The organism is Streptomyces sp. NPDC005784 (assembly GCF_042871525.1).
Lineage (GTDB): Bacteria > Actinomycetota > Actinomycetes > Streptomycetales > Streptomycetaceae > Streptomyces.
This window is the reverse complement of record NZ_JBIAIQ010000003.1, coordinates 66,932-84,690: the sequence shown is the minus strand read 5'-3', so window position 1 is coordinate 84,690 and position 17,759 is coordinate 66,932. Positions and strand designations below refer to the sequence as shown.

The 17,759-nt window shown below is 71.1% G+C and carries 17 protein-coding genes; 9 read left to right on the top strand and 8 right to left on the bottom strand.

Translation table 11 applies throughout. The features are described 5' to 3' along the window. Positions 1–151: 151 nt before the first annotated feature. Complete coding sequence (locus ACFYR3_RS05875) at positions 152–730, bottom strand: helix-turn-helix domain-containing protein (RefSeq protein ID WP_355849979.1); 579 nt, start codon at positions 728–730, stop codon at positions 152–154. A gap of 407 nt (positions 731–1,137) precedes the next feature. Here ACFYR3_RS05875 and ACFYR3_RS05870 point away from each other — a divergent pair, with 407 nt between their 5' ends. Next, the gene (locus tag ACFYR3_RS05870; RefSeq protein ID WP_389281676.1) at positions 1,138–2,637 is read left to right on the top strand and encodes an MFS transporter; all 1,500 of its coding nucleotides are present in this window, start codon (positions 1,138–1,140) and stop codon (positions 2,635–2,637) included. Positions 2,638–2,765: 128 nt separating this feature from the next. On the opposite strand, the gene ACFYR3_RS05865 is transcribed toward ACFYR3_RS05870, so the two are convergent. After that, positions 2,766–4,391, bottom strand: coding sequence for an aromatic amino acid ammonia-lyase (locus ACFYR3_RS05865; protein ID WP_389281674.1), 1,626 nt, complete (start codon positions 4,389–4,391; stop codon positions 2,766–2,768). A gap of 99 nt (positions 4,392–4,490) precedes the next feature. Continuing rightward, entirely contained in the window at positions 4,491–5,450 is a 960-nt protein-coding gene (locus tag ACFYR3_RS05860; protein WP_356782077.1) for an ABC transporter substrate-binding protein, read from the bottom strand. A 344-nt stretch (positions 5,451–5,794) separates the two neighbouring features. Here ACFYR3_RS05860 and ACFYR3_RS05855 point away from each other — a divergent pair, with 344 nt between their 5' ends. Genes ACFYR3_RS05855 through ACFYR3_RS05835 form a run of 5 tightly spaced genes read left to right on the top strand, consistent with a single transcriptional unit; the run spans position 5,795 to position 10,210 of the window. Then, the gene (locus ACFYR3_RS05855; RefSeq protein WP_389281672.1) at positions 5,795–8,371 is read left to right on the top strand and encodes an ATP-binding protein; all 2,577 of its coding nucleotides are present in this window, start codon (positions 5,795–5,797) and stop codon (positions 8,369–8,371) included. A 2-nt stretch (positions 8,372–8,373) separates the two neighbouring features. Next, positions 8,374–8,847, top strand: a complete 474-nt coding sequence (locus ACFYR3_RS05850; protein WP_355850068.1) for a roadblock/LC7 domain-containing protein — start codon at positions 8,374–8,376, stop codon at positions 8,845–8,847. 58 nt (positions 8,848–8,905) lie between these two features. Continuing rightward, positions 8,906–9,337 (top strand): DUF742 domain-containing protein, encoded by a 432-nt coding sequence (locus ACFYR3_RS05845; protein WP_355849993.1) that lies wholly within the window; start codon positions 8,906–8,908, stop codon positions 9,335–9,337. Beyond that, positions 9,288–9,899 (top strand): ATP/GTP-binding protein, encoded by a 612-nt coding sequence (locus ACFYR3_RS05840; protein ID WP_389281670.1) that lies wholly within the window; start codon positions 9,288–9,290, stop codon positions 9,897–9,899. Before ACFYR3_RS05845 ends, ACFYR3_RS05840 begins: the two co-directional genes overlap by 50 nt. Before the next feature lie 44 nt (positions 9,900–9,943). After that, on the top strand, positions 9,944–10,210 hold the full coding sequence (locus ACFYR3_RS05835; RefSeq protein WP_355849996.1) for a hypothetical protein: 267 nt from the start codon (positions 9,944–9,946) through the stop codon (positions 10,208–10,210). A gap of 87 nt (positions 10,211–10,297) precedes the next feature. Here the strand turns inward: ACFYR3_RS05835 and ACFYR3_RS05830 are convergent, their stop codons facing one another. From ACFYR3_RS05830 to ACFYR3_RS05810, 5 genes are all read right to left on the bottom strand, one after another. Next, positions 10,298–10,972, bottom strand: a complete 675-nt coding sequence (locus tag ACFYR3_RS05830) for an ABC transporter permease (protein ID WP_355849997.1) — start codon at positions 10,970–10,972, stop codon at positions 10,298–10,300. Next, on the bottom strand, positions 10,969–11,679 hold the full coding sequence (locus tag ACFYR3_RS05825) for an ABC transporter permease subunit (RefSeq protein ID WP_355850000.1): 711 nt from the start codon (positions 11,677–11,679) through the stop codon (positions 10,969–10,971). Before ACFYR3_RS05825 ends, ACFYR3_RS05830 begins: the two co-directional genes overlap by 4 nt. Next, positions 11,676–12,815: an ABC transporter ATP-binding protein gene (locus tag ACFYR3_RS05820; RefSeq protein WP_355850003.1), complete on the bottom strand. Its 1,140-nt coding sequence runs from the start codon at positions 12,813–12,815 to the stop codon at positions 11,676–11,678. Before ACFYR3_RS05820 ends, ACFYR3_RS05825 begins: the two co-directional genes overlap by 4 nt. 161 nt (positions 12,816–12,976) lie before the next feature. Beyond that, a complete protein-coding gene (locus ACFYR3_RS05815; protein ID WP_355850006.1) occupies positions 12,977–13,858 on the bottom strand; it encodes a DNA-3-methyladenine glycosylase 2 family protein in 882 nt (293 codons plus the stop codon). A gap of 212 nt (positions 13,859–14,070) precedes the next feature. Next, the gene (locus ACFYR3_RS05810; RefSeq protein WP_355850009.1) at positions 14,071–14,868 is read right to left on the bottom strand and encodes a CDP-alcohol phosphatidyltransferase family protein; all 798 of its coding nucleotides are present in this window, start codon (positions 14,866–14,868) and stop codon (positions 14,071–14,073) included. A 108-nt stretch (positions 14,869–14,976) separates the two neighbouring features. On the opposite strand from ACFYR3_RS05810, the gene ACFYR3_RS05805 reads away from it, so the two are divergent. From ACFYR3_RS05805 to ACFYR3_RS05795, 3 genes are all read left to right on the top strand, one after another. After that, positions 14,977–15,957: a zinc-binding alcohol dehydrogenase gene (locus ACFYR3_RS05805; protein WP_389281666.1), complete on the top strand. Its 981-nt coding sequence runs from the start codon at positions 14,977–14,979 to the stop codon at positions 15,955–15,957. A 137-nt stretch (positions 15,958–16,094) separates the two neighbouring features. Next, positions 16,095–16,493, top strand: coding sequence for a 6-carboxytetrahydropterin synthase (locus ACFYR3_RS05800; protein ID WP_355850014.1), 399 nt, complete (start codon positions 16,095–16,097; stop codon positions 16,491–16,493). Next, positions 16,490–17,713 carry a glycosyltransferase family 4 protein gene (locus ACFYR3_RS05795; RefSeq protein ID WP_355850017.1) on the top strand — a complete coding sequence of 408 codons (1,224 nt, stop codon included), beginning with the start codon at positions 16,490–16,492 and terminating at the stop codon, positions 17,711–17,713. Before ACFYR3_RS05800 ends, ACFYR3_RS05795 begins: the two co-directional genes overlap by 4 nt. Positions 17,714–17,759 lie beyond the last annotated feature (46 nt).

The following is a 17,759-nucleotide window of genomic DNA, read 5'->3' as shown; positions in this document are numbered from 1 at the left end:
CCACGGCAGAACGTCAGACCGGGGGCCGCGCCGACTCTAGCCCAGCCGTGCGAGCCGGTGGGGCCGGTGCCGGTCGCGCGATCGCCGGGGGACAAAGGGGAGCGGGTGCCTGGCCCCTGGCACCGCCCGTGACCGAATCCCGGGACCCGGCTCAGCGGGCGGTGCGGACCCCGTCCAGCGCCACCGAGAGGACGCGGTCGCGCTGGGCGTCGTCCAGGAAGTTCGTCGCCGTGATCCCGGAGACCATGCGCAGCAGGTCGTCGAAGTCCATGTCGGCCCGCGCCTCGCCCGCCTTCTGCGTGCGCTCGAAGAGGGGGCCGCCGGCCGCGTACATCGATTCCCGGCAGGCCAGGAAGATCTCCGACTCGCCGTTGAGTGCCTCGCGAATGGCCCGCTTCGTGACCGTGTAGTCCACGAAACGGCGCAGCCATGACGTCAGCGCCACCCATGGTTCCTGGTCGGCGACCTCCTCGGCGACCCGGCACAGCTCGTCGACCTCGCCCGCGTAGACACTCTCGAAGAGATGGCGGCGGGTCGGGAAGTTCCGGTACAGCGTGCCGATGCCCACGCCCGCACGACGGGCCACGTCCTCCAGGGAGGCCTCCGCGCCGCTCTCCGCGAACGCCTCGCGGGCGGCCGCCAGCAGCGCGTCGTAGTTGCGGGCCGCGTCCTTACGGTGCGGGCGCCGGGACGCGACGATCTCGCTGACGGGGAACGGCTGTGCCGTCACTGCTGCCTCCCGGCTGGATCGAGGTTGAAGCGGAGGTATGCCTCCGCTACAGTGGAGGGGTACCTCCACTTTACCAGTCGGGGTGCGTTCGGCGTGGACGCGTGCGGCCGCACGCGCAGCCGACGCGTTCGTACCCCCGCCGGCCCGTCCTCGACTTTCGGCGGGCTGCGGCTACAGCGCAGCCCTGCCCCTGACCGTTCATTCGGCGACGTCCGTTCAGTGAACGCCCCCTCGGCGACCGTCCATTCCGCGGCCGCCCATTCATCGAACGTCCAGTCCGCGACCGCCCTCGCGGCCGTCGGTGTGCCCGGCGCCGCCGCGCGATCCAGACACCCCGCCCCAACCCGCCCATCCCGTACGACCGTGGCCCGACGACCTCGGCCGCATCCTGTCCGGAGAGGCTTTTCATGCCCCGCACGTCCACCCGCCTCACCTTCGCGGTCCTCGCGACCGGTGCCGGTGTGTTCGCCATGCTGCAGTCGCTGATCGCGCCGGCGCTGCCGACCGTCCAGCACGCGATGCACACCTCTCAGTCCACCGCGACCTGGGTGATGACCGCCTATCTGCTGTCCGCCTCGATCTTCACGCCCATCCTCGGCCGGGTCGGCGACCTGATCGGCAAGAAGCGCACCCTCGTCGCCGTCCTCCTGACCGTCCTGGCCGGCTGTCTGCTCGCCGCACTCGCGCCCACCATCGGCGTACTGATCGTCGCCCGGGTCGTGCAGGGCGTCGGCGGAGCCCTGTTCCCGCTGTCCTTCGGCATCATCCGGGACGAGTTCGCCGCGTCCCAGGTGAGCGGCAGCATCAGCAACCTGTCCGCGGTGATCGCAGCCGGTGGGGGAGTCGGCATGGTGGCGGCCGGTCCGATCGTGACCGCGCTCGACTACCGCTGGTTGTTCTGGATCCCCGTCGGCGTCGTCGCGGTCACCGCGCTGATCGCCCTGCGCTACGTCCCCGAGTCGCCCAACCGAGCCCAGGGCCAGGTAAATTGGCTCGGTGCCGCGCTGCTGTCGGGCTGGCTGGTCGCCCTTCTGCTGCCGCTCAGCCAGGCGAGTCACTGGGGCTGGGGATCGGTCAAGGTGATCGGTCTGTTCGCCGCGGCCGTGCTGCTCTTCGCGCTCTGGCTGCGCTCCGAGGCCCGCTCCCGCAGCCCGCTCATCGACCTGCGCATCATGCGGCTGCCCGCCGTGTGGACCACCAACGCCGCCGCGCTGCTGTTCGGCGCGGGCATGTACGCGATCTGGTCCTTCCTCCCCGGGTTCGTCCAGACCCCGACCCGGGCCGGCTACGGCTTCGGCGCGAGCGTGACCGCCGCCGGGCTGCTCATGCTGCCGATGCTGATCGCGATGTTCTGCTCGGGCGTGCTGAGCGGTCGGCTGGAGCCCGTCCTCGGTGCCAAGAAACTGCTGGTCGCCGGTGCGGCGCTCGGCGCGGTCGCCTGTGGGTTCCTCGCCCTCTGGCACGACCGGCCGTGGCAGGTCGCCTTCGCGGCGGGTGTCTTCGGCCTCGGCATCGGACTCGCCTTCGCCGCGATGGCCAACCTCATCGTCGGCAGCGTCCCGGCCGAACAGACCGGCGCCGCGACCGGGATGAACGCCAACATCCGCACCATCGGCGGGTCCGTCGGCGCCGCGGTCACCAGCGTCCTGGTGACCGGCAGGCTCCAGTCCTCGGGCCTGCCGTACGAGTCCGGGTACACCCACGGGTTCACCCTGCTCGCCCTGCTCTGCCTGGCCGCCGCACTGGCCGCACTCCTCGTCCCAGCCCGGCGCGCGGTACGGCTGTCCGGCGCGCCCCGGGCTTCGGGACGGACCATGAGCGGCGATGCCGATGCCGATGCCGATGTCGATGCCGCTTCCGCAGCCACGACCGACGCCGAGGCCGTCGCGCCGGGCGCGCGGAGCTGACGGGACCGACGGGGTACGGCACGGGGACAGGTCCGGCACCGGCTCTGGTTCGGTGCCGGACCCGTCCGCGGGTGGTCCGCGTCCGGCGCTGCTCCGGGCCCGGACCGGCTTCGCCGGCCGGAGGTCTCTCAGTCGTCGCCGGTCAGTTCCGCGAACTCGTCGAGCAGCGCCGCCGCCTCCGTCACATCGTCCGTGAGGGGGCGGTCCCGCATGTCCGGATCCAGCGCCGCCGCCGCGCGGACGTAGGCGCGGCCCGCCGGGGTGTCCGGGGCGGGCGGCGTGCCGCGAAGTCGCAACGCCCGTACTGCGGCCACGAGTTCGCAGGCCAGGACCAGCCGGTACGCCTGTGCCAGCCGCAACGACTTGCGGGCCGCCTGGGTCGCGAAGGTCGCCGCCTCCTCCAGGCCCTGGGACAGCACCACGTGTCCGAGCGCGGCCGGAGCGGCACACGCCTGTATCTCGGCGAGGGCGGAGGCTGCGCTGTACTCAAGGATCATCATTCCCGACCCGGCCGAGGACTCGTCGGCCAAGTAGGAGCGCAGCCCGGTGAGTTCGGGACGGCCGAGGGCGGAGAGCCGAGCCGCCGACAGCCGGGCCGTGCCGAGCACGGCGAGGCCCAGTTGGTCGAGCGCGAGAGTGAGCGGCGCCGTGAAGAAGCCGCCGTGGTGCCGTGCGACAGGAGCGCCCGTGGTCTCGTCCCAGCCGATGAGAGGGTTCTCGGTGGCGGAGTTGAGATCGATCGACAGCACTCGCTCCAGGCCGGACCAGGCTTCGATCGCGGGGCCGTGAGCCTGCGGGAAGCAGCGGAAGCCGAAGGGGTCCTGCACCCGCGCCGGCGCCGCGCTCGGCAGCCCCGGTACGGCCGTTCCGCTCCCGGCCGCCACGCCGAGCAGTTCCCGGACACGGGCCGCCACCTGTGCGACCGCCGGGTGCGGATGGGCCGCGTGGACCTCGGGTGCGTACGGCTCCAGGGAGCCGCCCACCGCGTGCAGGGAGAGCGCGGCCACCGGATGCGCGGCGCGGAGCGGGACGCTGAGGTCGTGACAGGCGAGCGCGGACTGTCCGAGGGTGAGGGCGTTGCTGCTCAACAGGGCGAGTGCGTCTCCGCGTTGCATGGGCAGACTTGCCGGGAAGGGGCTCCCGGGGAACGGGCTCTCGGCGAGCGGGCCCTCGGGGAGGGAACTCCCGGAGCCCGCCCGGTCCCGTACCCAGGTGCCGTGGCCGAAGAGGGCGAGCCCCAGCTGGGCCAGCGCCGTCAGATCGCCGGTGCCCACGGAACCGTACTCGGGGACCCGGGGATGCACTCCCGCCCGGAGCGCGTCCGCGACGGCCACCGCGATCTCCGGCCCCAACCCCGATCCCCCGGCGAGGAGTTGGTTGGCGCGCACCACCATCATCGCGCGGACGTGGCGCGCCGGAAGGGGTTCGCCCACGCCGCCCGCGTGACTCAGCAGCAGCCGCAGATCATGGCCGGCGCCGTCGTGTTCCTCGACGACGAGCCCCCGGTGCGCTCCGACGCCGGTACTGCGCCCGTAGACCCGGGCACCCTCGGCGGCCAGCCGGCGCGCGGCGCGCCGACTGCGCTCCATCGACTCAAGTGCCGCCGGATGCAAGAAGGGTGGCATCGCTCCGTCGGCGATCCGGGCCACCGTGTCGGCATCGAGACCGCGGCCGTGGAGGGCGGCACCGGGCGGTGTGGTGCCGTCGGCCGGGCCGCCGGAGGCCACGTCCGCGTCGGCCGTGCGCTTGAGCATGACGGACGTTCACTCCTTGGCCGTTCGCCGCCGGAAGGCCGGGCCGGGGGATGGACCCCCGGCCCGCAGGCACCCGTCAACCGGCTGCCGGTACCGACGTCAGCCGAGTTCCGCCGAGGCCAGCCAGTTCTTCGCCACGTCCAGCGGGTCCTTGTTGCCGTCCTGCACCTCGCTGTTGAGCTTCACGAGGGCTTCGGTGTCGAGCTTCGCCGAGAGGTCATTGAGGACGGAAACTCCGGCCGCCGGCAGATCGCTCTTGTATGTCAGCGGAGTTACATTCTCGAATCCGAAAAGATTCTTGGGATCCTGCAGCACGACAAACTTGTTCTTGCTGATTCCGGGGTCCGTGGTGAAAATATCCGCGGCCTGGATGTTGTTGCCCTTCAGGGCCGCCACGGTGAGCGGACCGCCCGCGTCCAGTGCCTTGAAGGTCTTGAAATCGAGACCGTATACGGACTTCAGGCCCTTGAGGCCCTGCTGCCGGGTCTGGAACTCGGGGGACCCTCCGATGACCAGGTCCTTCGCCACCTCGGCGAGGTCGGTGATGCTCGACTCGGCCGTGAGGCTGTACTTCTTCGCCGTGGCCTCGTTGAGGGCGATCGCGTCCTTGTCCTGGGCCTTCGACGGAATCAACAGGGAGAGCTTCGGGTCGAGTTTGGCCGAGATGGCCTGGCTGGTCTCGTCGACGGACGCCGGAGCGGCCTTGGCGTCCAGGTATGCGAGCAGTGCGCCGTTGTACTCCGGCAGGACCGTGATCGTTCCGTTCTTGATCAGGCCGTACGTGGTCTCGCGACTGCCGATGTTCAGCTTGTAACTGACCTTGATGCCCTTGGATTTGAGGGCCTCGCCGTAGATGTCGGCGAGCAGGATGCTCTCGGGGAAGTTGTTGGAACCGACGACGACCGTACCGCCCTTGGCGGCATCACCCGTCAACGGGTTCTTGTCGGACGAGTCGTTGGAGGAACCGCAGCCAGTCAGCGCGGCCGCGGCTACAACCAGCAGGGAAACAGCGTAGGTTGCGGAGGTTCGAGTGCTTCTGGCGATGGTCACGTTGTTCATCCAGACTTGGCAATCGGTGGGGCGGTGGTGGCCGGTGGGCGCGGGTGGTGACGGTCCTGACGATCCAATCGAGCCGCCTCAACTACCGTCAAGACACGAATAGATCACTGATGGGGACCGTACAGCTTCAGCCCGTAGGCGCAACGTGACCGAAATCCGAGCGAACCAGGCGTCCGGGCGTGCCACTTTTCGGTTGATCATGGCCGTACTCTTACGGCAGCCGCTAGTGTTGGCCGCGTCGAGGGCCCCCTTCCACTTGTCGGCCCGATCGCGCTGTTCGTGACCTTTGATCCAGGCAGGCCTGCCAATGGGCTTCCAACGGGGAATGAAGTCAAGGAGGTTGGGTGCCCGCGCACAGAAAAGCCGACTCGGGGCAGCCGTCGACGGCTCTTCGGGCCGGCCGGACCCCATCTCTGCTGGACCGCTGGCCTTTCCGCCGGAAACTCAATGTTCTGGTGATCGTGCCGCTCGCCGTCATCTCCGCGATGCTCGCCTATGTCGTCTCCGGTGAAATGGACCGGGCGCAGTCGGCCGCCGACACCGCCCAACTCGTGCGCGACAGCGCGCAGGTGACCAAGCTCATCGACGCCGTGCAGACCGAGCACCGGCAGGCACTCCTGGTCTCCCTGCGCTACGAGGCGGCCCGCTCGGGGGAGAGCCCGCCCGACACCGCCGCCTATCTGGCCGCGCAGGAGAAGGTCGGTACCCGCATCGATGCCGTGCGGGCCGCCTACAGCGACCGGCTGCCCGAGGGCGAGGCCCAGGCCCTGAAGGAGCTGGAGGGCCTGGACAGCCTCCGCAAGACGGTCGAGCAGGGGCCGATCCCCGCCGACAACATCGACCCGGCGTACGGATCGGTTATCGAAGGCCTCATCGACGGCCTCGGCCTCGGCCAGTCGGGCGGCGAGTCCTCCGCGTCCGCGGCCAATCTGCTCGACGCCCTGCTGCGCGCCGACACCGCCCACGCCTCCTTCGAGACCAGCGTCTTCGCCGCCCGTACCCGCGACGCGAACGCGCTCATCGAGTTCACCGGCGCCGTCGGCGACTACGACCAGTACACCTACCAGGCCGAGCGGTTCACCCGGTTCGCCGGCTCGGAACAGGGCACCGACCTCGCCGAGATCGAGCACAGCCCGTACCAGAGCGTCATCACCCAGCAGTGGGCCGCGCTCCAGGTCGACACCGGCGCGCTGGTCGCCGAGAACGCGACGGAGCTGCGTACCGCGCTCGACGAGGCGCTGCGCGCCGGTCCCACCTATGAGCGGCAGGCCGACAACCGGCTGAAGATCGTCCAGTCGCTGATCGGCGAGATCGCAGCGGACGCCCAGTCCGCGTCGAACGTCGCCTGGTGGCGGGTGGCCTGGCTGATCGCCGGCAGCCTGCTCGCCTTCGCCGCCTGGCTGCTGTTCTCCGTGCTGACCCGCCGTTCCGTGGTGCGGACCGTACGCACCCTCACGGCGGCGGCCCAGCATGTGGCCCGCGCCGCCGCGAGCGAGCTCGCCCGGGTCGCGGACGACGACGCCGACGACGCGAGCCCGCCGCGGCTGGAAGCCGTTCCGGTGCCGGTGCGCGACGAGATCGGTGAACTGGCGGAAGCGTTCAACCAGGTTCAGGTCACCGCGAGCGCGCTGCTCGAACGCCAGGTCGTCAGCCGGCGCAACATCGCCGAGATGTTCGGCAACGTCGGACGCCGGGTCAGTAACCTGACGGCCCGTCAACTCGCCCTGATCGACTCGGTGGAGCGCGGCGAGACCGACCCGGAAGTGCTGGACCGGCTGTACCGCATCGACCACATCGCCGTCCGTCTCCAGCGCAACGCCGACAGCCTCATGCTGCTCGCCGGGATCAGTGAGACCGGCCTCAACACCGAACCGATGCGGCTCAGCAACATCGTCCGCGCCGCGCTCGGCCAGATCGAGGGCTACCAGCGCGTCACCCCGCACGCCGAGGGCGATGTCACCGTCGTCCCCGACATCGTGGGCGACCTGACGCTGATGCTCGCCGAACTCCTGGAGAACGCCGTGATGTTCTCCCCGGCGACCAGCGGTGTCGAAGTGGTCCTGCGGCCCCGGCACGGAGGGGGCGGAGCCCTCGTCGAGATCATCGACCACGGCCTCGGCATGAGTCCCGAGCGGCTGGAACAGGAGAACGCCCGGCTGATCCGGCGCGAACGCCTCGACCTGGCGCCGACGGAGGTCCTCGGCCTGTTCGTGGTCGGCGGCCTGTCCCGGCGCTGGGGCATCGAGGTCGTCCTGTCCCGCACCCCGGGCGGCGGCGTCACCGCCACCGTCGCGGTGCCCACGTCCCACCTCGTGCTCGGCGACCCGGGCCCCTCGGTGGCGCGGGCCCCGAGCATCCGGCCGCCCGCGCGCCGCTCCGGCCCGAGCGAGCCGCGCCCGGCGCGGGTCGAGGCGCCGCCCGGACCCGCGGGTCTGCCCCGCAGGGTGCCCGCGTGGTCCCAGAGCGCCCAGTCCGACCAGCTCGCCCAGTCCCCCGGCCACGCCCGCCGTTCGGAAGCGGCGAACGACACCGGCGCCGAGCGTGCGACGACGCACGGCGGCGCCCGGCCCGGCACCGGAGCCGATTCGGCACCCACGGGCCCGGCGCGGTCCGGCGACGCAGGTCCGCTGCGCCGCCGGGTTCGCGGGGCGACCCTGTCGGCCGGCACGGCGTCGAGCCGGCTGCCGAGGCCCAAGGAGCCCCCGACCCACCGCAGGCCGCCCTCCTGGCAGCCCACGGACGCCGAGGCGGCGCGCTCCGAGCTCGACGAGTTCGAGGCCGCCGTCCTGCGGGCCGACCGCGAGAGCGCGGCCGAGAACCACCCGACCGGGGCGACCCGGCAGGGCGGCAGGCCCGACGGCCGGACCGAACCCAACACCCAGAACAGAAGACCCTCTTCCCCGGAAGGCATGAGCACGTGACCATGTGGACAGGCGAGCCGGAGTCCCGAACAGCGGAACCCGCGGCGGACGTGAAGACTGCCGCCGCCGACTTCAACTGGCTGCTCAATCGATTCGCCACCGAGACAGCCGGGGTCGTCGACGTGATCGGTGTCTCCTCCGACGGACTGCTCATCGCGGTCTCCCAACTGCGCGGCCAGGCCGACTCCGAGCGGCTCGCGGCGATCGTCTCCGGAATCACCAGCCTCGCCATGGGCGCCTCCGGCAACTACGGCCTCGGCAGCCTCAACAAGGTCATCATCGACCTGGAGGAAGGGCACGTCCTGGTGTCCGCCCTCGGCGCGGGAGCGGTGCTCGGGGTGGTCGCCTCGAAGGAGGCGAAGCTCGGCAACATCGCGTACGAGATGACGCTCTTCGCCAACCGGGCCGGCGCGGTGCTGAGCCCGCAGTTGGTGATGGAGCTGAAGAACACTGTGGGCATCGCACCGACAGGTTGACGTCCGACGGTGCGTCACATGACCGGTGACGCCCGGCGAGGTGAAGGGGGAGGACGTGATGACGTCCGGCGAGCCATTGGCCGGCGGCGACGCCGAATGGGGAGTGGAGCGCCCCGCCTCGGTCGTCCGGCCGTTCCTGCTGACCGCGGGGCGGATCGCCGGGGGAGACAGTCTCGTACCGCCGATCCCGATCGAGACGCAGGTGGTGGCCACCGATGTGGGGCTGGCGGCGCTGGACGCCTTCATCTTCGACCAGCACCGCGACATCATCACGGTCTGCCGTCAGCCGCAGTCGCTCGCGGAGATCGCGGCCAAACTCCGGATGCACTTGAATGTGATCCGGGTACTCGCCGACGATCTGCGCGCCGACGGTCAACTGGCCCTGTACGCACCGCAGGTTCACTCCAACCGCGATGTCACCGTTCTGCGAAGGGTTATCGATGGTCTCCGAGCTATCCCCGACTCCCGGGGCGCGATCCGTGAGGGCTGACGACGAGCGGCCCCGGCCGCCGCTGCCGGTGAAGATGGTGATCGCGGGCGGCTTCGGCGTGGGCAAGACCACGACGGTGGGGGCCATTTCGGAGATCGAGCCGCTGACCACCGAGGCGTCCATCACCTCGGTCGCCGCCGGTGTCGACGACCTCACCCACACTCCGGAGAAGGTGACGACGACCGTCGCCATGGACTTCGGCTGTGTCACCCTCGATCCGACGCTGAAGCTCTACCTGTTCGGCACCCCCGGCCAGGAGCGGTTCGGGTTCATGTGGGACGACCTCGTCGAGGGCGCGCTCGGCGGGCTCGTCATCGTCGACACCCGACGCCTCGACGACTGCTACGCGGCCGTCGACTACTTCGAGCACCGCGAGATCCCCTTCGCGGTGGCGGTCAACGCCTTCGACGGCAAACTCGAACACGATCTGGACGACGTACGGTGGGCCCTCGACGTCGCCGACCACGTCCCACTGACCGTCTTCGACGCCCGCGACCGGGGATCCGTACGCGACGCCCTGCTCGTCGTCCTCGAACACGCCCTGGCGAGGGCCGAGCGCTAGCGAGAAGCCTCCCACCACAGCGTCGGACGGCATAGGGAGAACGGGTGAACAGACCGGCCCCGGGCCATGCCCCGGTCCTGTACGCCATGTCGGCGACCTGCACGGCCATAGGCGCCCTGCTGTGGGTGCGCGGCTGGAGCAGTTCGCCCCCCAGGGCCTATGCGGGCTTCCTGGCTGCCGACGGTTACACCCCGTCGGCCTGGCGGGTGTGGTCGCGGGCAGTGCCCGACGAACGTCTTGGCCTGTACCTCGTCGCGGCCGGGCTGGTGCCGGCCGTGGCGGCGCGCATGATCTCCGTCCGGCGGGGCTGAGCGGCGCAGGTTGTGTCAAGTGGAGCGTGTTCCGGAAGCGGGGACGGCCCGAGGCCGTCCCCGCACCGGTTGCAGGTGGCCGGGGTGCTACGCGGCCCGGCGTCTGCGTACGCCGGGGGAGACCGCCAGTTTGCCGAGGGCCCAGAACAGCAGCAGGACGAGCAGCGCGAGGAGAGCCGTGAGGGCCGCTCCGCCGACCACCTTCTCGTAGTCGTGCTGGTAGAGGCCGTCCAGGATGTACCTGCCGACCCCGCCGAGGGACACATAGGCCGCGATCGTCGCCGTCGAGACGATCTGGATCGTCGCCGAGCGCAGCCCGCTGAGGATCAGCGGCAGCGCCGCCGGGACCTCGACCTGGAACAGGATCTGTGTCTCCGGCATGCCCATGCCGCGGGCGGCGTCGACGGGGGACGGGTCCACGGTGCGGATCGCCTCGTAGGTGGTGATGAGGATCGGCGGGATCGCCAGCACCACGAGCGGGATCATCACGGGCACGATGCCGAGACCCAGCCAGACGAACATCAGGACCAGCAGACCGAAGGTCGGCAGCGCGCGGGCGCCGGTGGCCAGAAAGGCCAGCGCGTTGCCGCCGCGTCCGGTGTGTCCGGTGATCAGACCGATCGGCAGACCGATGGCCGCGGCGATCGCGAGGGCCGCGGCCGTGTACTGGATGTGCTCCCACACGCGCTGTGGGATGCCGTCGTAGCCGTGCCAGTGGGAGCCGTCGCTGAAGAAGGACTGCATGAAGTTGAGTACGTTCACGACACGCCCTCCGGGGTAGGGGCGGTGGCGTCCATGGCGGTGGCCCCGGAGCGTCCGGCCGCGCCGCCGGACGGCGGCTGCCAGGGGGTGAGGAACCGGCGCAGCAGGACCAGCACGGCGTCGATCAGGATCGCGAGGACGGCGGTGGTGACCACCGAGGTCACGGCGAGCCGGGGACGGCCGTACAACTGCGCGGTGGTCAGCAGATTTCCGAACGCCCCTTGGTTGCCGATCAGCGCGCCGACGCTCACCAGGCTGATGCTGGAGGCGACCGCCACCCGCAGTCCGGCCATGATCGCCGGTACGGCGATGGGCAGTTGGACCTGGAAGTAGCGGCGCGCGAGGCCGATGCCCATGGCCGAGGCGGCGGCGTTCGTCTCCTCGGGCACCGAGTTGATGCCGTCGACGACCGCCGGTACGAGCACGACCAGGCTGTACAGGCACAGCGGGATCATCACGGTCAGCTGGGACAGCCCGGTGTAGTCGATGAGCACCACGAAGAAGGCGATCGACGGGATCGCGTAGAGCACCGTCGAGGTCCACAGCACCGGCGCGTAGAGCCAGTCGAAGTGGGCGCACAACAGGCCGACGGGCAGCGCCAGCAGGAGTCCCACCAGGACCGGGACGAGCGCCTCCTGCAGATGGATGGCGATCAGGCCGCCATAGCTGTGCTGGAGGTCGCTCGGTATGTCGAAGAACCCGTTCATCGCCCGGCCTTCGCCGGCGACGTCTCCTGAGGGGCGTCCGCCGCCCGTCGCTGCCGGGCCAGCCGGATCGCCGCGGCGACCGTCTCCTGCCCGGCGACCCCGAGCACCTGCCCGGAGGCGTCGACGCCGACCGCCCGGCCGGTCGGCGACAGCACGGCCCGGTCCAGAGCGACCCGCAGAGAGTCACGGCCCACCTCGAAGCTCGGGCCGTACGGTTCGAGGTCCTTGATGTCTCCGTCCCAGGTGCCGGGGTCGGCCCAGCCGAGCGGTTTGCCGTCGGCGTCGGTCACCAGGACGGGCGTCCCCTCCGGGTCGCGTCCGGCGATCTCCCGCCAGTCGGAGCCGACGGGGAAGACCCGGGAGCGGTCGAGTTCGAGATCGCGGGTGGAGAGGAACGACAGCCCGCGGATGCCCCGGTCGGCGCCGAGGAACTGTTCGACGAACGGATCGGCCGGCGCCGAGAGGATCTCGTCGGGGGTGGCGAACTGGGCGAGCTTGCCGCCGGTGCGCAGCACGGCGATGCGGTCGCCGATGGTGATCGCCTCGTCCATGTCGTGGGTGACGAACACGATGGCCTTGCCCAGTTCGCCCTGGATGCGCAGCAACTCCTCCTGCAGGCCGCGGCGGACGACCGGGTCGACCGCCGAGAACGGCTCGTCCATGAGCAGAATGGGCGGGTCCGCCGCCAACGCGCGGGCGACGCCGACCCGTTGCTGCTGGCCGCCGGAGAGCTGGTACGGATAGCGGCGGGCCATGGCCGGGTCGAGACCGACCCGTTCCATCAGTTCCGCCGCGCGGTCCCGGGCGCGCTGCTTGGACCAGCCGAGCAGCCGGGGAACGGTGGCGATGTTGTCGAGGATCGTCCGGTGCTGGAAGAGACCGGCGTTCTGGATGACGTAACCCATGGAGCGGCGCAGGGCGTTGACCGGCTTGCTCCGGATGTCCTCGCCGTCGACGCGGATCGTGCCGCCGCTCGGCTCGATCATGCGGTTGATCATGCGGAGCGTGGTGGTCTTGCCGCAGCCCGAAGGTCCGACGAGAACGGTGATGGAGTGGTTCGGTATCTGGAGGGACAGGCGATCGACGGCCACCGTGCCGTCGGCGTATCGCTTGCTGACATCTTCGATGGCTATCAAGCGTCGAAACCCTTCGGAACGGCCTTGCTCGCGCGTGGCGCGATCACGTGCACGAGGGTGCGTAGTCTAGCCAGTTGATGTTCGTTCCCGGTCATGACAGGTCGTGAATGTCGGGCAGACGTCCGATTTCCCTCGGCGCGCGCAGGTGGGGCGGACGTTTGTCATCCCGTGCGCGTCCCGGTCGTACGAGTCCTTTCGGCGCCCAGGCGTTCGCCGCGCTGGACCCGCAGATGGAGCGCGGCCCAGGTGCGGTACGGCCGCCAGTTCTCCGAGATCTCGGACACTTCGCGCTCCGGCCCGTACTGCTCGGTGATCTCCGCGGCGAGCCTGCGTTCCTGGGTCGGCAGGACGTCGGGGTGGTTCGCGCCACGGACGACGACGAGTTCGGCGGCGAAGGCGCCCAGCCCCTTGACCTGTTGGACCTGGCGCATCGCGTCCCGCGGTTCCAGGGACCGCAGTTGGGCGGCGTCGAGCACTCCGTCGAGAGCGGCCCGGGCGACGGCGTGCAGGTATTCGGTCTTGCGCCAGGGCAGTTCGACGTCCAGCCGGAGCAGGGCCTCGGGCGCCGGGAACGCGCCGCCGGTGCCGTAGCCGGAGACGAGGTCGTCGCGCATGCCGCGGGCCGCGTTCCTCCCGGTGCGCTGGGTCAGCACCGCCCAGCCGGCGGCCTCGTACGGTGAATGGAAGCCGCACGGGCGAAGCCCCGGCCGGCGGGCCTGGATCCGGCCGATCACCGGGTCGCGGTCGCCGACTCCTGGCCAGCCGCGGGCGTCGACGTCCAGGGACAGGAAGCGGCGCACCTGCTCGGCGGCGGCGTCCAGATCGCCGTCCCCCGTGACCGCGACCCGGGCGGTCGACCCGCTCTGTGTCACCTCCGCCGCGACCCGGTGCCAGTCGGCGTCGGCGTGGAAGACGGTACGCAGCGCCGCGCCCGCACCTCCGGTCTCAGCAGGGGGCACGGGTGCCATCTCCTCCCAGAACTCCCGGCTGTTCTCCAGAGACCAGGGACCTGCCACCTCGAACTCGACCGTGTGCCGCGCCATGTCCAACCTCCCGCTCGGGACACGTTCACCGTGTCTGCGAGCACCACTGTGGAGGCGATACCTGACAATTTCCGTCAGCTATTCCGGCGGTTCCGTATCCGGTCGACCAGGGTGGAAGGGGGGAAACGGGGGGCGGACCGCATGACGCGTGGCGTCGAGGCCGGCTCCTGCATGTCACCCGTCGAGGCCAGGCACCCGCACGGGAGGGTGATTCAGCCCTCGGAGCGCGCCGGGGCCGAAGCCGCGCCGACCAGCTCCCGCGGCCGCTCGTGCGACACGGTCCGCTCGACGGGCCCACGGCCGCCCTGCCGCCACAGCCACGCGATGTCGCGGCCGAACGACCACACGAGCAGCGCGAGGGCCGTCAGCACGGCCGCCATGTTCACGTCGTACGGCAGGACGTCGGCGCCCGCGACCAGCAGGATGACGCCCTGCAGGGCCGCCACCGTCTTGCGCGCCATGCTCGGCGGCAGCTCGCCGTTCAGCCACGGCATCACCCGGGCCGCCGCGACGAACGCGTACCGCATCGTGCCGATCAGCAGCACCCACGGACCGAGCGACATCCCGACGTACACGCTCAGCACCAGGATCAGGAACGCGTCCACCTCCATGTCGAAGCGGGCGCCCAGGGCGGAGGACGTGCCGGTCCGCCGGGCGACCTTGCCGTCGACGCCGTCGAGGATCAGGGCGACCGCCGTCAGACCGACCAGCAGACTCACCGGCGGCGAGCTCTGGAAGGAGTCCGCGACCAGCGCGGTGACGCCGCCCACCAGGATCGCGCGGCCGAGCGTGACCCGATTGGCGGGTCCGAAGGAGCGGGGCTGCGAGCGCCGCAGCGCGCGGGTGAGCACCGCCCAGGTGGCGATCGCGAAAGCCAGACCGGTCAGCCAGCCCGCGGGCCCCATCCCGATCGCCGAGCCCAGCAGGGCCAGCAGCAGGAGCTGCACGCCGGCTCCCACCATGGTCTCCTGCTGGGGGAGCCTCGCGCCGTACATGTTGTTCAGGGCCACCGCAGATCCTCCGGCCGAATGACAGATTCGATCAACGCCGCGTACCGTGTGCGCGACTTGTCACTGCTCCGTACGTGAAGATCTGCTGAATCGTTCAGGGGGACGCTCATGGAACTCACAGCTCACGCCTTCTGGCTCGCATCGCCGGGCCACGGTGAGATCCGGGACGTCACCCTGTCCGCGCCCACGGAGGGGGAGGTGCTGGTCCGCACGCTCTACTCCGGAGTCAGCAGGGGCACCGAGACCCTCGTGTTCCGCGGGGGAGTCCCGGAGAACCAGCACGCCTCGATGCGCGCGCCCTTCCAGGACGGGGATTTCCCCGCGCCCGTGAAATACGGCTATCTGAGTGTCGGCCGGGTGGAGGAAGGACCCGGGCATCTGCTCGGGCGCACGGTCTTCTGCCTCTACCCGCACCAGACGCGGTACGTCGTCCCGGTGAGCGCCGTGACGGTCGTACCCGAGTCCGTGCCAGCCTCCCGCGCCATCCTCGCCGGCACCGTCGAGACCGCCGTGAACGCCCTGTGGGATGCCGCCCCGCTGATCGGCGACCGGATCGCCGTGGTCGGCGGCGGCATGGTCGGCTGCTCGGTGGCCGCGCTGCTCGCCCGCTTCCCCGGAGTGCGGGTCCAGCTCGTCGACGCCGACCCGGCACGCGGTGCCGTCGCCCGCGCCCTCGGCATCGACTTCGCGCTCCCCGAGGACGCCGAGGGCGAACTCGACCTCGTCGTGCACGCCAGCGCCACCGAGGCCGGACTCACCCGCTCCCTCGACCTGCTCGCCCGCGAGGGGACCGTCATCGAGCTGAGCTGGTACGGAGACCGCCGGGTCGCTCTGCCGCTCGGCGAGGCCTTCCATTCCCGCCGGTTGACCCTGCGCAGCAGCCAGGTGGGTTCCGTTTCCCCCTCCGGCCGGGCCGGAAGGACGTACGCCGACCGTCTGGCGCTCGCCCTGGACCTCCTCGCCGAACCGGCCTTCGACGCGCTGATCACCGGCGAGTGCGCCTTCGGGGAACTTCCGGACGTGATGGGGAAACTGGCCTCCGGATCGATACCCGCCCTGTGTCACCGTGTCGCCTACGAAGACGTTTGAGCCGACGAGAACCGGCCTGACCTCTACGGACTCCGAAGAAAGGGCGACAGGCGGCTGAACAAGGTGAACAGGACAGCCGTACTACACGACGTGATCCCGGCAGAGGATCAGACGCACCGCACCTGGAGGGTCGTCCGTTGTTCAGCATCACCGTCCGCGATCACCTGATGATCGCCCACAGCTTCCGTGGCGAGGTCTTCGGACCCGCGCAGCGCCTGCACGGGGCGACGTTCCTGGTGGACGCCACCTTCCGCCGCGCCGAGCTGGACGACGACAACATCGTCGTCGACATCGGACTTGCCACGCAGGAGCTCGGCGCCGTCGTCAGCGAGTTGAACTATCGCAATCTCGACAGCGAGCCGGACTTCAAGGACACCAACACCTCGACCGAGTTCCTGGCGAAGGTCGTCGCCGACCGGCTCGCGAGCCGTGTGCACGCCGGAGCCCTGGGCGAAGGTGCCCACGGCCTCGCCGGCATCACGGTCACTCTGCACGAGTCGCACATCGCCTGGGCGAGTTACGAGCGTGCCCTGTGACCGACGTGACCCTGGACAAGGCGTCCCCACCGTCCGGCCGTTCCGCCACGACCGCCGGACCGGGTGCCCTGAACTACGTGCCCGTGCAGAACGCGGCCATCAAGAACGCCGAGATCATTCCCATGTCCCTGCGCTCCGTGCACTTCGTCATGCCGGGCGGCGTCGACGACCCGGCCGCGCCGAGCGGCGGCAACGCCTACGACCGCCGGCTCTGCCTCGACCTGCCCGGCTTCGGCTGGCAGGTCCACCGGCACATCGTCCCCGGTGAGTGGCCCCGCCCCGGCGCCGCCGCCCGTACGGAACTCGCCCGGACCCTGGCCGACCTGCCCGACGGCACGGTCGTCCTGCTCGACGGGATCGTCGCCTGCGGAGTCCCCGAGATCGTCGCCCCCGAGGCCGACCGACTGCGTCTCGTCGTCCTCGTCCATCTGCCGCTCGGCGACGAGACCGGACTCGAGCCCGCCGTGGCCGCCGAGCTGGACGCCCTGGAACGTACGACCCTGCGGGCCGTGTCGGCCGTCGTCGCCACCAGCGAATGGGCCGTCCGCCGGCTCGTCGCCCACCACGGCCTCGCCCCCGACCGCGTCCATGTCGCCGCGCCCGGCGCCGACATCGCGCCGCTCGCCTCCGGCACCGACGGCGTCTCGCGGCTGCTGTGCGTCGCCGCGGTGACCCCGCGCAAGGGCCAGCACCGGCTCGTCGAAGCCCTCGCGACCGTCACCGACCTGCCCTGGAGCTGCGTCTGCGTCGGCGGCCTCGGCCAGGACCCGGCCTACGTCGACCACCTGCGCTCCCTGATCGCGAAGTACGGCCTCGATGACCGGCTGCACCTCGCCGGACCGCAGGCCGGCGCCGAACTCGACGCCAGCTACGCCGCCGCCGACCTCATGGTCCTCACCTCGTACGCGGAGACCTACGGCATGGCCGTCACCGAGGCCCTCGCCCGGGGCATCCCCGTGCTGGCCACGGACGTCGGCGGTCTGCCCGAGGCGGTCGGACGCGCCCCCGACGGCGGCGTGCCCGGCATCCTCGTCCCCCCGGAGGACCCGGCGGCGCTCGCCGCCGAGCTGCGCGGCTGGTTCGGCGAGGCCGACGTGCGCCGCCGGCTGAAGGCCGCCGCCCGCGGACGGCGCGCCGCGCTCGACGGCTGGGCGACCACGGCGCGCAGCCTGGCCGGTGTGCTCGGCCGGCTGCCCCACGAACCCCGGAGGGCGGCGTGAGTACCGCGACGACTCCCGCGGGCGGGCCGGACTCCGGCATCCCCGA

Coding starts and splice junctions, on each gene's coding strand:
- ACFYR3_RS05805 (WP_389281666.1), top strand. CDS start 14,977: ATGGAACTCACAGCTCACGCCTTCTGGCTCGCATCGCCGGGCCACGGT.
- ACFYR3_RS05815 (WP_355850006.1), bottom strand. CDS start 13,858: ATGGCGCGGCACACGGTCGAGTTCGAGGTGGCAGGTCCCTGGTCTCTG.
- ACFYR3_RS05870 (WP_389281676.1), top strand. CDS start 1,138: ATGCCCCGCACGTCCACCCGCCTCACCTTCGCGGTCCTCGCGACCGGT.
- ACFYR3_RS05825 (WP_355850000.1), bottom strand. CDS start 11,679: ATGAACGGGTTCTTCGACATACCGAGCGACCTCCAGCACAGCTATGGC.
- ACFYR3_RS05865 (WP_389281674.1), bottom strand. CDS start 4,391: ATGCTCAAGCGCACGGCCGACGCGGACGTGGCCTCCGGCGGCCCGGCC.
- ACFYR3_RS05840 (WP_389281670.1), top strand. CDS start 9,288: ATGGTCTCCGAGCTATCCCCGACTCCCGGGGCGCGATCCGTGAGGGCT.
- ACFYR3_RS05850 (WP_355850068.1), top strand. CDS start 8,374: ATGTGGACAGGCGAGCCGGAGTCCCGAACAGCGGAACCCGCGGCGGAC.
- ACFYR3_RS05860 (WP_356782077.1), bottom strand. CDS start 5,450: ATGAACAACGTGACCATCGCCAGAAGCACTCGAACCTCCGCAACCTAC.
- ACFYR3_RS05845 (WP_355849993.1), top strand. CDS start 8,906: ATGACGTCCGGCGAGCCATTGGCCGGCGGCGACGCCGAATGGGGAGTG.